The organism is Ruminococcus difficilis, assembly GCF_016680995.1.
The window spans coordinates 1-13,080 of record NZ_JAEQMG010000117.1 but is presented as its reverse complement, the minus strand read 5'-3'; the positions used below and the strand labels follow the sequence as shown (position 1 = coordinate 13,080).

The following is a 13,080-nucleotide window of genomic DNA, read 5'->3' as shown; positions in this document are numbered from 1 at the left end:
ATATCACCGCAAAAGATTGAAAAAAACGCCGCGCCATGCTACAATTACAATATGAATGATTTTTGTCGATACGCGAAAAAATGCAATTCCTGTCAGTTGTGTAATCTCAACTATGAGGAACAGCTCCGACATAAAGAGAATATCTGCCGCAAATATCCGGGCAAGCTGTGCGCCGTCAAAAAGATCTCGCCCTCACCCAAGATCACGGGCTATCGCAACAAGGCGCAGTTCGTCTATAAGCGCGAGGGCAAGCGCGTCATAAGCGGTCTGTACAAATCCGCCACGCACAGTGTGATGGCGGCGGATCAGTGCGCCATCTGCACGGATACGGCTAACACGATCACCGCGGCGCTCGCAAAGCTCTTTTACAGCTTCAAGGTCATGCCGTATGACCCCTACACCGAAAGAGGCTGGCTCAAAAGCGTGGTCATCCGTGAGGCCGCGGCGACAGGCGAGGTGATGGCGGTCATCAACGGCGCGGACAGGATCTTCCCCGCCAAGCGCACCTTCACCACCGCCCTGCAAAAGGCGTGCCCGATGCTCACCACCGCCGTGATCGCGGTCAACCGTGACCGCGCCAAGCTCTTCACCGGCAAGCAGAGTGAGATCCTGTTCGGTGACGGCAGGATCACGGACGTCCTGTGCGGAGAAAAATTCATCCTCTCCCCCACCTCGTTCTATCAGATCAACCATGACCAGACGGAGCAGCTCTATCAAAAGGCGCTGGAGCTTGCCGGGCTGTCGGGCAGCGAGGTCGTGCTGGACGCTTACTGCGGCATCGGCACCATCGGCATCATCGCCTCCCGCAGAGCAAAATTCGTCCACGCGGTCGAGCTGAATCCCGCCGCGATCGCCGACGCGAAGCGCAACGCGAAACTCAACGGCGTCGAAAATATCCGCTTCACTGCCGCTGATAGTAAGGAATACGTAAGGAGATTAACAGAAAAAGACGCTCGCGTCGACGTCGCCTTCATCGACCCTCCGCGCGCGGGCTGTACCTCCTCCTTCCTCAACTCACTGGCGAGGCTCTCCCCTGACAGGATCGTCTACATCTCCTGCAATCCCGAGACACAGGCGCGCGATCTGCGGATCCTCGGCAGACTCGGCTACAAATCAAGGGTCTGCTATCCGTTCGACATGTTCCCTCACACCAATCATTGTGAGTCGATCGTGAAACTCACACGAGGTTGATTGATCTGATCAAAACACTTTTATCGGATCGACAAACCGCAGTTTAAAAAAGGAGGTACCGTCATGGGAAGGAAACAGGTGATTTCAAAGTTTTCCGGAATGACGATCGATATGGATTATATGCTGTGTATCCCATCGATTCATGCCTTATACGGCGAAGAAGAAGCTGTTATCGACTATGGCGGAGAAATCAGAAGTCGGAGCAGTCGATTTCCGGATGCGAAAATCAAACTACTGAAGCGTTGGATCGCTAAGCATAGAAAGGAAATAGAAAAGAATCATCAGAAATGCGGACACGATGAATATCCGCTTGATCCTATCAAGTCGTTAAGACTCATACTGAAAGACTGACCCATGAAGAATACAACAACACAAACATCAGAGAGCTTCCTGCTCAGCGCGATCCTGTCCTTTTCAGGCGGCTTACAGGACGCTTACACCTACAACATACGCGACAATGTGTTCGCCAACGCGCAAACAGGCAACGTTGTCCTGATGAGCCAAAGCTTTTTGACGGGAAACTGGCAGAGCGGTATCCACTATATGCTCCCCCTGCTCTCCTTCGCGTCGGGCATTTTCATCACCGAGCAGATCGAAGCGCGGTTCAAAAGCAATCAAGGGGTGCACTGGCGACAGATCGTCCTGATCATTGAGATCCTGCTGCTGGGCATCGTGGGATTCCTACCGCGGGAACTAAACATGCTCGCCAATATCCTTGTGTCGTTCTCGTGCGCGATGCAGGTACAGACATTCCGCACCGTACACGGCTACGGCTACGCGAGCACGATGTGCATCGGTAATCTGCGCAGCGGAACAGAGAGCCTGTCAAAATATCTGCGCACACGCGACAAGCCATTATTATATAAGGCGCTCCACTTCTTCGGCATTATTCTGATCTTTGCGATCGGAGCGGGTATCGGCGGCGTCCTGTCGACCCTGATCGGGATCAAAACCATCTGGATCTCGACGATCCTTCTGTTGATCGTCGTCATCATGATGGCAAAGGAAAGCCGATAGGCACGCAAAAAAACATCGTGCCGTTATCGTATCATACAACCGGTCGAGTTGATCGCATCAATCGCCGACCGTCACAGAAAGGTTCATTATGGTTAGAATCCTCGTATATTCCGCAGCGATCTTTTTCTGGGTCCTGCTGGTCATTTCATTCCTCATTGACAGAAGCAGATACCGCAACTGTTATTTTTTATTTCTCTCGCTGGCAAGCTCGATCATCGCAATGACGTTTTTGGCGGGCGAGCATCAAAAAACCGTGCTGGTCATATTGTTCAACATCGTCATCGTAACCCTCCTGATCGTACCGATCTTTTTGATCTGCAACGGTGTGGTGATGCTCCGGCGTGAAGGGCGAAGTATGGCGAACCTGTTGTCGCTGTTCTTCGGGATCATCATCGCCGTCGGCGAGATCGCGACACTGGTCGCGGTGATGATACCGATACTCGTCGGCAGAGAATGGGTCACAGAAAGCTATCTGCGCAACATCAGTCACATCAGTATCTTTATGAGCGTAACGGTCATCTATATCTCGATGTGCTTTGTGGTGTTCATGCTCTACTGCGTTTTTCTCATGATCATTCCACGCAAGCGTGATTTTGACTATGTGATCATCCACGGCGCGGGACTGCTCGACGGCGACCGCGTCTCCAAGCTCCTCTCCGACCGGCTGGATAAGGCGATCGAGGTCTATCACAAGGATCCGACCCCGCCGATCATGATCCCCTCCGGCGGCAAGGGCTCGGATGAGACGATCTCCGAAGCCGAGGCGATGGCGCGCTATCTGATCGACAAAGGGATCCCGCCCGAGCAGATCATCAAGGAGGATCAGTCTTTGACCACCTTTGAGAATCTAAAGTTCTCCAAAAGAATTATCGACTCACGCGAGGGCAGTAAATACACCGTCCTCGTCACCAGCAACTACCACGTATACCGCGCGCTGCGCTACTGCCGCAAAAACAAGATGAAGTGCACCGGCGTCGGCAGTCATGTGGCGTTCTATTACTGGCCGAGTGCCCTGATCCGCGAGTTCATCGCCGTCCACTCCGAGAAAAAGCATCTGATCACCTTCATCATCGGCTGGGTGCTGTGCATGATCCCGCTGATCGTCATGTGCTTTGCGCACTGAACATAAATGGAATATAAAAAACACGTGAGTCATTGACCCACGTGTAATATTTTGAAGAGCCTATAACGAAGCCTCCCTTTGGTAAAGGGAGGTGGGCTCGCTTGCGAGCTCGGAGGGATTGCATCAATTGACCGACCGAAGGGAGATACTCTATTATGATACTATGCGATATCATCTAGGTAATATCATTGAGATACTCGCTCCGCTCATACAGTTTCGTACAATCCCTCAGTTTTTTATCGGTTTGAGCCCTCCTAGCGGAGACAGCAGACCCTTTTGTCCGCGTTGCGGACATTTCCCCTAGCAGGGGAATCTCCTTTACAAAAGGGAGCCTTTTTAGTGACAGCGCGTCGCACGCGACCCCTTTACCAAAGGGAACCTCGGAACGGCTTACTCTATATAGACAAAAACTTTTTCGATAAAAAACACGTGAGTCATTGACCCACGTGTTTTTTCTTTATTAGAAATATCAGAACGGTTCACCGATCGGGTACGGTGTGTTGATGTTGGCAAGGTAGCGCTGGATCAGCGAGACGTCCAGCACATCCACCGAGTCGTCGCCGTTCACGTCGCCGTGGCTGAGCGTCACATCGCCATAGGGGATGTCGATGTACGCGAACCTGCGCAGGAGTACGGTGGTGTCGGCGGATTCGACAACGCCGTTGCCGTCGGCGTCACCGAGGATGAGCACCGGCGCGGCGGGCTTGCCGGTCAGGTGCGATACACCGCCGCTGCCCTCTACCGTGACGGCATACGTCTTTGTGATATTGTTATTCGACCTGACGGTGATGGTCGCCTGACCCTCGGCAACGGCAATGACCATGCCGTTCGCGTCTACCGTCACAACATCCTCATCACTGCTCGAATAAGTGAACGAGGCGATGGCGTTGGTGGGGCGCACATCGGGGGCAATATGGAAGATCGAGCCCACGCCCATCTTCGCGCCCGCCTTATCCGTCACATCCCACGGGATATAGAAATTAGTCAGCGCCGAAGCAGAGGAGTAATGCGACTGAACGGTGTTTCTGCCGAAGGAATCGGAGTCGGCGCACCCGACGGTCGTATTGCTCTTGATGGTGGTCGCCGTCGTGGTGGAGGTCAGCCAGATGCCCGCGTCCGAACAATAGCGGATACGGTTCCAGCGGACGTTGCTCAGCGTGCAGTCCGTAGCGAACAGACCGATATTATTGGTATTCATGATATCGTTATCTTCGATCTTGTCGATGCTCATATCATAGATGCCGATGCCGTACTTGCCGCAGTTCGAGATACGGTTGAAGCGGACGTTATTGACCTTGCCGCCTTTGCCGCCGTCGATCTGGATGCCGTTGACCTCGGCGCCGCTGATGTTATTATAGCTGACGGTCGAAGCGGAGGCGTTGGCGCGCACGACGATGCCGTAGTAATTGTCGTTATGGACGGTGTTTTTGGAGCAGACGATCTCATTGTCGGTGACGGATGTATTGCGCACATCCTCCAGACGGATGCCGTTGCCGCGCACATCGATGATATTGTCATGGATGGAAGCGCCGTCGATGTAGTAGTCGCCCGGAGGCAGACCGCCGCTCTCATCATTTCCGCCGACAGGAGAGGTCGTATCCAGCTTCTCGCCCAATACGGCGATACCCTGACTGGAATAGGAAGCGTAGCCGTCCGCGCTCGTGCCGATGTCCGTCAAAATGTTGTAGGCGATCGTGATATTGGCTTTGCCGGGCGCCTGATAGGCGTCGGTCGCATGGCTGTCCGTATTGCCCTTTGCCGCTAATTTGCTCGACAGATAGGTACAGCCGCCGGGCTCGGCATACATCGTGATACCGCGAGGCGCGTTTTCGATGATATTCTTGGTGATGTTCACGTTCGTCCAGTTGTGCCCTTGGATCGCGATACTGCTCATATCGGTAAAGTAATTGCCGCGGATGGTGATGTTGTCATGCGGACGGTTATGCACCGCCGTATGCGAGCCGATCGCGCGGGGCATATCCGAGAACATACATTTCTCGATCAGCACGTTGGTCATCGGCAGATCCTCACTGCGACCGTTGGCGACATGGAACGGATGGAGCACATCGAGCTGGATCGCCTCATAGCCGTAGTTGCCGGGGGTGAGCTGCTGATTCTCAAAGACACAGCCGCGGATGGTCAGACCGTCCACGCCCGCGAACTCGGTCATGTGACCCTCCTTCTCGTTGAGGAGCGTCACCTCGTCCATCGTGAAGTTTCTGGTATGGAAGGCTTTGATAATGGTGTTCTCGCCGAAGCCGCCGTCAAAGACGCCGCCGATCAGGTGGATATTCTCATACGCGTAGCCGGTCACACCGGTGTTGACGCTGTCCTCACTGCCGACACGCAGCATATTGCCCGCGCCCGCGCCATCGCGCCGCATGGTCACACCGCGCAGATCCAGCGTCGTGTTGCTGAAGATCCGCATAGCGCCGCGCATCTCATAATCACCCCTCGGAACGACGACCGTATAGGGCGACTCCGCCGTGGCGTGATCCGCCGCGTCATTCAGCGCGAACTGTACCGCGCGCGTAAAGCCGTAGTCGTCGATAAAATCCTCTCGGACATAGATATAACCCTCTGCCACCTCGGGCGCCGCCGAAGCGGAGATCACCGCCGCGCCGAGCACCAGCGTCAACGCGAGGATCAGACTCAGGCTGTGTTTGATTATTCTTTTCATCCAATCACCTCATTGGTATGTTTCATTATTATTGTAAAACAACTGAGGATAAAAATCAATAGCAGACTGTGAACAGATACAATATATTCACAGAATCGAAAAAGTTTTTTGAACATCTTGTCAAATTTGATTGTAATAGCAGGAAAACTGTGGTAAAATGGCATTGTATAAAAACACTCCCGCGACAGCCTGTTTCAGACAGTCGCGGGAGTCAATAACGAGGAAGTGTAGAACAATGAAAGCATGTAAAAAGGGCGTATCCCTGCTGCTGTCGATCCTCATCGTTTTGACGGTGATGACGGTCGGTATCGTTCCTACTACGCTGAGCGCGAGCGCGGCGAGCTGGAACGGCTACAACAACGGCGGCGGCAGACTGTACGGCTCCCAATCCTTTTTAGAGGCATTCGGCATCGACTATGACGAATACATGAACTGGATGGATACCCACGACGCGGACAGCGCCAACCCTCACTACTACTTAGGCACCCCCTACGCGCACAACGACCACCGCAATCCGCAGGGCGATTGCGCGGGCGCGCGCGGCGCTTATGACACCCCCGGTGTGGCGGCGATGAACTGCACGGGCTTTGTATGGCATGTCCTGTACAAATCCGCGGTCGCGTCCGGCGCTCCGAGCTACAAGATCAACCGCCTGAGCGTCATGGCGGGCGTACCCCAGTCATGGAACACCTACGACGTCAACCGCATCTGGTTCGACTCCGTCGACGACGCCTATGATTCCGGCGTACTGGAAAAGGGAGATCTGATGTGGCTGTACGGCACAGGCGACAACCACAACGCCATCTTCTACGGCGACAGCCCCAAGGACTGGATCTACTGGGACAGCGCCGGTGAGAGAAACCGCTACTGCGACGTCCACGCCATCGGCGACAGCAGAGGTCTGTGGGTCGCCAAGGTCACCCAGCCCAACCTGATCGAGCTGCAGATCGACACCGCCTCGGGCGGCAAGGGTACCAAGTTCGGCACCAAATACATGATCTTCAACAGCAAGGCAAAGGCACAGGCGGCGCTTGACCATCCCGACAGCGATTATTACTGGGATCAGCGCGAGGGCACCATCGTCCTCGACAGCAACGGTCACGGATGCTTCCGCAAGCAGAGCGCGCCCTCCGCGAGTGAGCTTTGGTCGGGCGGCAGTCCGCGCACCAATCACAGCTACTTTGACTCCGACGCTAAGAGAGTGGACAGCAGCGATACCTACTACGCGGTACAGTGGAGCCACGGCGAGGGCATCTCCGAGGATGACACCATCCACACCTTCACCGACTCGGGCAGACGCACCGGCAAGGGCTACCGCATCTTCAGCTTCAACGCGCCCATCCATGTCGACACGCCCGTATTCAGCGATATCTCCAGCACCTCCGACGGCGTACAGCTCAAGTGGAACGCCGTTAAGGACGCGTACAAATACCGCGTATACTACAAGAACCGCTACAATGACTGGAGCCGCATGACCGAGACCGCGTCGACCTCCTACATCGACAGCGACGTCCGCGACGGCTCGACCTACATCTACACCATCCGCTGTGTCGATCGCGACGGCAACTTCATCAGCGATTATGATACGACCGGCAAGAGGCACACCTATCATATCTTAGACACGCCCGCGATCACCTCGCTGGAGAGCACGACAGAGGGCGTCAAGCTCAGTTGGGACGCGGTACAGAACACGATCGATGACTCCCCCACCCGCTACCGCGTCTATTACAAGAGCTCACGATACGGCTGGCGGAAGATGACGGAGACCACCGACACCTCCTATGTCGACACCGACGTCAGCAAAGACGGCACCTATACCTACACCGTCCGCTGTGTGGACGCAAAGGGCAACTTTGTCAGCAAGTATAACACCACCGGCTGGAAGCACACCTATCTGGGCGTTGACACGCCGCAGTTCACCGAGACGATCAGCGAGCCCGAGGGCATCCGCCTGAAATGGAACGCGATCGATAACGTCTACGCGTACCGTGTCTATCGCCGCTCCGGCAGTGATTGGCTGCGCATCGGTGAGACGAGCGCGACTCAGTTCGTCGATCAGGATATCACCGCGGGCGAGACCTATGTCTACACCATCCGCTGCATCAACAGCGCGGGCAGCTTTGTCAGCGACTTCAACTCCGACGGCTGGAGCGTCAAATATAAGGGTATCGCGACGCCGCAGATCACCGAGCTCACCCCGCAGAGCGACGGCGTGAACATCGCATGGGGCGCTGTTGAGAACGCGGTCGACTACCGCCTCTATCGCAAGACACCGGGCGGCAGCTGGACGAGGATCGCGCAGTTGCCCGAAACCGCCTACTTTGACGGCAACATCGACCCGAACACCGATTACCTCTACACCGTGCGCTGCGTCAACGAGCAGGGCGGCTTTATGAGCGACTGCAACTATGACGGCTGGAAGGTGCATTATCAGGGTGTTGATACTCCGCAGATCACCGAAGTGACCGCGCAGAATGACGGCGTGAACATCACATGGGGCGCTGTCGAGAACGCGATCGACTACCGCCTCTATCGCAAGACGCCCGGCGGCAGCTGGACGAGGATCGCGCAGTTGCCCGACACGACCTATTTTGACGGCGACGTCACACAGAACACCGACTACCTCTACACCGTGCGCTGTGTCAACGAGCAGGGCGGCTTCATGAGCGACTGCAACTATGACGGCTGGAAGGTCAACTACAAGGGCGTTGAGACACCGCAGATCACCGAAATCGACAGTAACGCCGACGGTATCAGCTTCACATGGGAGCCCGTGGAGGGCGCGGTCAGATACCGTGTCTATCGCAAGCTCGCAAATCAGGGCTGGACAAGGCTTTCGGAGCAGACCGACACCGCTTACTTTGACAAGGACTGTGAGCTGGACACCGAGTATCGCTACACCGTGCGCTGTGTCAACGAGCAGGGCGGCTTTATGAGCGACTACAACAAGGACGGTTGGAAGGCGACCTACAGAGGCGTTGAGAACCCCGCATTCACCGAGGTAAAGAATGAGCCCGAGGGTATCCGCCTGAAATGGAACGCCATCGACGGCGTGACCGCCTACCGTGTCTATGCCCGCGGCAGCAACGGCTGGGATCGTCTGATTGAAACGACGGACACCGAGTTCTTTGACGACAAGGCGCCCTACGGCGCGACCCGCCGCTATACCATCCGCGCGCTCAACGATCACGGCGATTTCGCGAGCAACTTCAACGAGCAGGGCTGGACGATCACCTACACCGGCGTCGCCACCCCGCGGATCACCGCGCTGGAAAGCACCAAGGACGGCGTGAGCATCAAATGGGATGCCGTAGAGGGCGCTGTGCAGTACCGCGTCTTTTACATAGGCGACGACGGCTGGGAGCGTCTCGGCGTGACCGAGGACACCGAGTTTGTCGATATCGCCGCACCGATCGGCAAGAGCCGCACCTATACGGTACGGTGCCTGGGCAGCAAGGACAACTACATCAGCGACTACGACCGCACCGGCAGCACGATCGAATATCTGCTCCCCACCGAGCCCGAACAGGGAAACCCTCCTGTTTAATTAGGAATTAGTAATTAGGAATTAGAAATTTAGTTTTCGATAACACACAAAAGCCTTCCCCGCGGGAAGGCTTTTGTGATTTCGCAACACGTTACAGTGATACAGAATATTGCACCCGCACCCGATCCCATTCACCTCCCCCATCCACCCTGCATAGGATGATAGTACTGATCGTATCAGGAATTCAATGGGATAAGGAAGCAAGGTACATGATAAATTCAGATGTGATCTTCGGATTGATGATACCGTTTTGGGGCACGGCGTTGGGAGCCGCGGCGGTTTTCTTTATGAAGCACCGTTTCGGCAAAGGTCTCTCGCGGGCGCTCACGGGATTTGCGGCGGGTGTGATGATCGCTGCTTCGGTATGGAGCCTGATCATCCCCGCGATCGAGCAGTCGGAGCACATGGGGCGCTTCTCGTTCCTGTGCGCGTTCATCGGATTCTGGCTGGGCATCCTCTTTTTGTTCCTGCTGGATCGGGTCATCCCCCTCCTGCGCCGTTACTTAGACAATCCAAAAGCAGACACGCAGAGTAAAGTCGCTCAGAAAAAAGGCACGCGTGCCCGTGCCCTGATGGTGACGGCTGTTACGCTGCATAACATTCCCGAGGGGATGGCGGTGGGCGTGGTGTACGCGGGGCTCATGACCGGAACGCAGAACGTCACCCTCGGCGGCGCGTTGGCGTTGGCGCTGGGGATCGCGATCCAGAATCTGCCCGAGGGCGCGATCATCTCCATGCCCCTGCACGCACAGGGCAAGAGCAAACCGAAAGCCTTTCTCTGCGGCGTGCTGTCGGGCGCGGTGGAACCGATCTTCGGCGCCCTGACCCTATTGTGCGCCGCGCTGATCGTCCCCGCGATGCCGTATCTGCTGAGCTTCGCGGCGGGCGCGATGGTGTATGTGGTGGTCGAGGAGCTGATCCCCGAGATGACGCAGGGTGAGCACTCGCACATCGGCGTGATGTTCTTCGCCACAGGCTTCACCCTGATGATGTCGCTGGATGTGGCGCTGGGATAGAAAATTAGTGGTCAGTGATCACTAACCACTGACCACTGACCACTAATCACTCTCAGAATTTCAGATCATACCACAGCAGGAAGGCGTAGATCGCGTAGACGCGGTTCCACAGCAGCGACTCGCCGCCGACAAAGCGCTCCCACAGATCCTTCATCTGATCCTGATCGAAGAAGGTCTGCGACGATCTGCCGAAGAGCTTCTCCTTCACGGGCTGATTATAGCGCTCATCCGCGAGCCACTGACGCACCGGCACGGGGAATCCGACCTTCTTGCGGAACGCGGACTCGTAGGGCAGGATACTGCTCGCCGCCTTGCGGAACACATATTTATTCTGTTCCTCGCGGAACTGATATTCGGACGGAATACGGCTGGCGACCTCAAACAGGCGGTAATCGGAGAACGGCGTGTGCAGTTCGATCCCGCAGGCGGTGGAGGTGCGGTCGGTGTTGAGGTAGATGTCGCCGTCGAGCCAGAAGGAGATATCCATCGTCAGCTTGGAATCGAGCTGATCCTCCTGCTTCGCTTCTTCCCACAGCTCCATCAGCGGATCGGAGGGCTTGACATTCTCGTCAAAATCGATCATCAGCGCCTTGACGACGTCCGTATTCATGATATGGGAGCAGGTCAGATAGACCCAGTCGCTCGGGATCTTGCGTTTATGAGCGTTGTAACCGCCGAAGAATTCGTCGATGCCCTCGCCCGAATAGACGACGTCGGCATGCTCCTTGACCGCCTGACAGCCGATGGAGAACGCCACCGCGGAGGCGTCGCCGAGGGGCTGACCCATCTTATCCATCACGGTGGGGATGCGCTCAAAATACGCCTCGGGAGTGATCATCTTGACGCGGAAGCCCTTATTGAAGTGCTCGGCAGTCTGCCGCGCGAGGTGCGCCTCGCTGAAATCCGCTTCCTCATAGCCGACGGTGTTGGCGCACTGCGCGTCACTCGCCGCCAGCAGATAGGAGGAATCCACGCCGCCGGAGAGGAACGATTCCTTATACGGCAGCTCGGTATCCGCGCGCTCCTCCTCGAGGATCTCGGTCACGACAGCCTTGATCTCGTCGGCGAACTCGTCGATGGACTTGTCCTCGGGGCGGAAGAGCGGCTTGAAGTAACAGTTCTTCTTGAGGCTTTTGCCGTCCCATTCGAGGAAATGACCGCCCCCCAGCTTGTACACGCCCTCATAGAAGGTCTCTTCGCCGATCGGATAGCCGTAGAACAGATATTGCTGGAGCATACGCATGTTCAGGCGCTTCTCAATACGGCTGTCGGTCACGATGGCGTCGATATCGCCCGAGCAGAGCAGTTCATCGCCCGCAACGGCATAGAACATCTGCTTTTGACCGACCGGATCGCGGAACACATAGAGCTTGTCCGCCGCGTCGTCATAGAGCGCGAACGCGAATGCGCCGAAGATGTGCTCGGGCAGCTCCGTGCCCCATTTCTCAAAGCCATTGATCAGGATCTGCTCCTCGCGCTGTTCGCGGCTGAGCGGGGTGATCCCGAGCTCCTCACAGACTTTTTTGAAGTTGCGGATGTATCCGCTGTAATAACGTACCTGTACCATGTTTCTTCCATCCTTCCGTGTCAAATTTTGTCAAAATTATACCACTGCTCTTGATGATGGTCTCGATCAGATTGCGCTGGCGGGAGGTACGATCCCAGTCGTCGCCGGAGAAGCTGTACTCGGGATTACCGCCGAGGCTCTCCTCGCCGCGGTCTCTTGCGTACCAGAGCGCCTGATAGCCGTCGAGGTGTACCATCTGCTTTTCTTTAGACGGATCATAAGTCAGGAACGAAGTAACGTCCGTCTGATCGTTGACGTCGATCTGGGCGTTGATATACTTGATCTCTTCGAGTGTCAGCTCGATATCGACGCCGCCGAGGGCTTCGATGACCTGACGGAAGGACGAGAAATCGACCGTCGCGTACTTATCGACCTTGATACCGAAGTTGGTCTCGATCGTGTCGATGGAAAGACGCTCGCCGCCGAAGGTGAAGGCGGAGTTAATCTTGTTGTCGCCGTGTCCGGGGATACTGACGTAGGTATCGCGCTGGAAAGAAGTCAGCTTGAGCTTCTTGTTCACGTTGTCGATGGATAAGAGGATCGTCGTATCGGAACGGCCGTGGTCCTGTTCTGTCGCGGGTGAATCCTGACCGAAGAGCAGGATATTCAGTACGTTGTCACTGGAAAGCAGTGTCGCGCCGCCGCTGGCGATGGAATAGGTAGTGGTCTCGGAAACGTTAGTGGTCGCCGTAACGGGTGCGGGATCGAGCTCTTTGAACGTCATACTGTCGAGAACTTTGTAGTAATACAGTAATCCCGAACCTACAAGGAGCATGATCAGGGAAAGCACCAGAACGAAGATCCTGCGTCCCAAGCCTTTATTCTTTTTCTTCCTAGGCTGCGGTCTTCTGTTGTCTTTCCCGTATGCTTTATCGATGTCTTCCGTTGAAGAAATATCGACAAAGTCGTCGTTATAATTAGCCATAAAAACTGCCGCCA

At 55.7% G+C, this 13,080-nt stretch carries 9 protein-coding genes; 6 read left to right on the top strand and 3 right to left on the bottom strand.

The genetic code is table 11. The annotated features are described in order from the left end of the window. Positions 1–51: 51 nt before the first annotated feature. From rlmD to JKK62_RS10935, 4 genes are all read left to right on the top strand, one after another. Positions 52–1,191: a 23S rRNA (uracil(1939)-C(5))-methyltransferase RlmD gene (rlmD, locus tag JKK62_RS10950; protein WP_201427934.1), complete on the top strand. Its 1,140-nt coding sequence runs from the start codon at positions 52–54 to the stop codon at positions 1,189–1,191. 63 nt (positions 1,192–1,254) lie between these two features. Then, on the top strand, positions 1,255–1,542 hold the full coding sequence (locus tag JKK62_RS10945; RefSeq protein WP_201427933.1) for a DUF4160 domain-containing protein: 288 nt from the start codon (positions 1,255–1,257) through the stop codon (positions 1,540–1,542). A 3-nt stretch (positions 1,543–1,545) separates the two neighbouring features. Further along, on the top strand, positions 1,546–2,208 hold the full coding sequence (locus tag JKK62_RS10940) for a YoaK family protein (protein WP_201427932.1): 663 nt from the start codon (positions 1,546–1,548) through the stop codon (positions 2,206–2,208). A gap of 88 nt (positions 2,209–2,296) precedes the next feature. Next, positions 2,297–3,331 carry a YdcF family protein gene (locus JKK62_RS10935; protein ID WP_201427931.1) on the top strand — a complete coding sequence of 345 codons (1,035 nt, stop codon included), beginning with the start codon at positions 2,297–2,299 and terminating at the stop codon, positions 3,329–3,331. A 469-nt stretch (positions 3,332–3,800) separates the two neighbouring features. Here JKK62_RS10935 and JKK62_RS10930 read toward each other — a convergent pair whose 3' ends face one another. Next, entirely contained in the window at positions 3,801–6,011 is a 2,211-nt protein-coding gene (locus JKK62_RS10930) for a right-handed parallel beta-helix repeat-containing protein (protein WP_201427930.1), read from the bottom strand. Positions 6,012–6,246: 235 nt separating this feature from the next. Here JKK62_RS10930 and JKK62_RS10925 point away from each other — a divergent pair, with 235 nt between their 5' ends. After that, positions 6,247–9,558 (top strand): fibronectin type III domain-containing protein, encoded by a 3,312-nt coding sequence (locus tag JKK62_RS10925; protein WP_201427929.1) that lies wholly within the window; start codon positions 6,247–6,249, stop codon positions 9,556–9,558. A 209-nt stretch (positions 9,559–9,767) separates the two neighbouring features. Next, positions 9,768–10,574 (top strand): ZIP family metal transporter, encoded by an 807-nt coding sequence (locus tag JKK62_RS10920; RefSeq protein WP_201427928.1) that lies wholly within the window; start codon positions 9,768–9,770, stop codon positions 10,572–10,574. Positions 10,575–10,626: 52 nt separating this feature from the next. On the opposite strand, the gene JKK62_RS10915 is transcribed toward JKK62_RS10920, so the two are convergent. Then, positions 10,627–12,141, bottom strand: coding sequence for an asparagine synthetase B family protein (locus JKK62_RS10915; protein WP_201427927.1), 1,515 nt, complete (start codon positions 12,139–12,141; stop codon positions 10,627–10,629). After that, on the bottom strand, positions 12,086–13,080 hold a 995-nt coding region (locus JKK62_RS10910), incomplete at its 5' end, for an LCP family protein (protein WP_207752178.1). The genes JKK62_RS10915 and JKK62_RS10910, both read right to left, overlap by 56 nt.

What these genes read in the sequence shown, in the direction of transcription:
- JKK62_RS10935 (WP_201427931.1), top strand. Translation starts at nt 2,297, where the DNA reads ATGGTTAGAATCCTCGTATATTCCGCAGCGATCTTTTTCTGGGTCCTG.
- JKK62_RS10915 (WP_201427927.1), bottom strand. Translation starts at nt 12,141, where the DNA reads ATGGTACAGGTACGTTATTACAGCGGATACATCCGCAACTTCAAAAAA.
- JKK62_RS10930 (WP_201427930.1), bottom strand. Translation starts at nt 6,011, where the DNA reads ATGAAAAGAATAATCAAACACAGCCTGAGTCTGATCCTCGCGTTGACG.
- JKK62_RS10925 (WP_201427929.1), top strand. Translation starts at nt 6,247, where the DNA reads ATGAAAGCATGTAAAAAGGGCGTATCCCTGCTGCTGTCGATCCTCATC.
- JKK62_RS10940 (WP_201427932.1), top strand. Translation starts at nt 1,546, where the DNA reads ATGAAGAATACAACAACACAAACATCAGAGAGCTTCCTGCTCAGCGCG.
- rlmD (WP_201427934.1), top strand. Translation starts at nt 52, where the DNA reads ATGAATGATTTTTGTCGATACGCGAAAAAATGCAATTCCTGTCAGTTG.
- JKK62_RS10920 (WP_201427928.1), top strand. Translation starts at nt 9,768, where the DNA reads ATGATAAATTCAGATGTGATCTTCGGATTGATGATACCGTTTTGGGGC.
- JKK62_RS10945 (WP_201427933.1), top strand. Translation starts at nt 1,255, where the DNA reads ATGGGAAGGAAACAGGTGATTTCAAAGTTTTCCGGAATGACGATCGAT.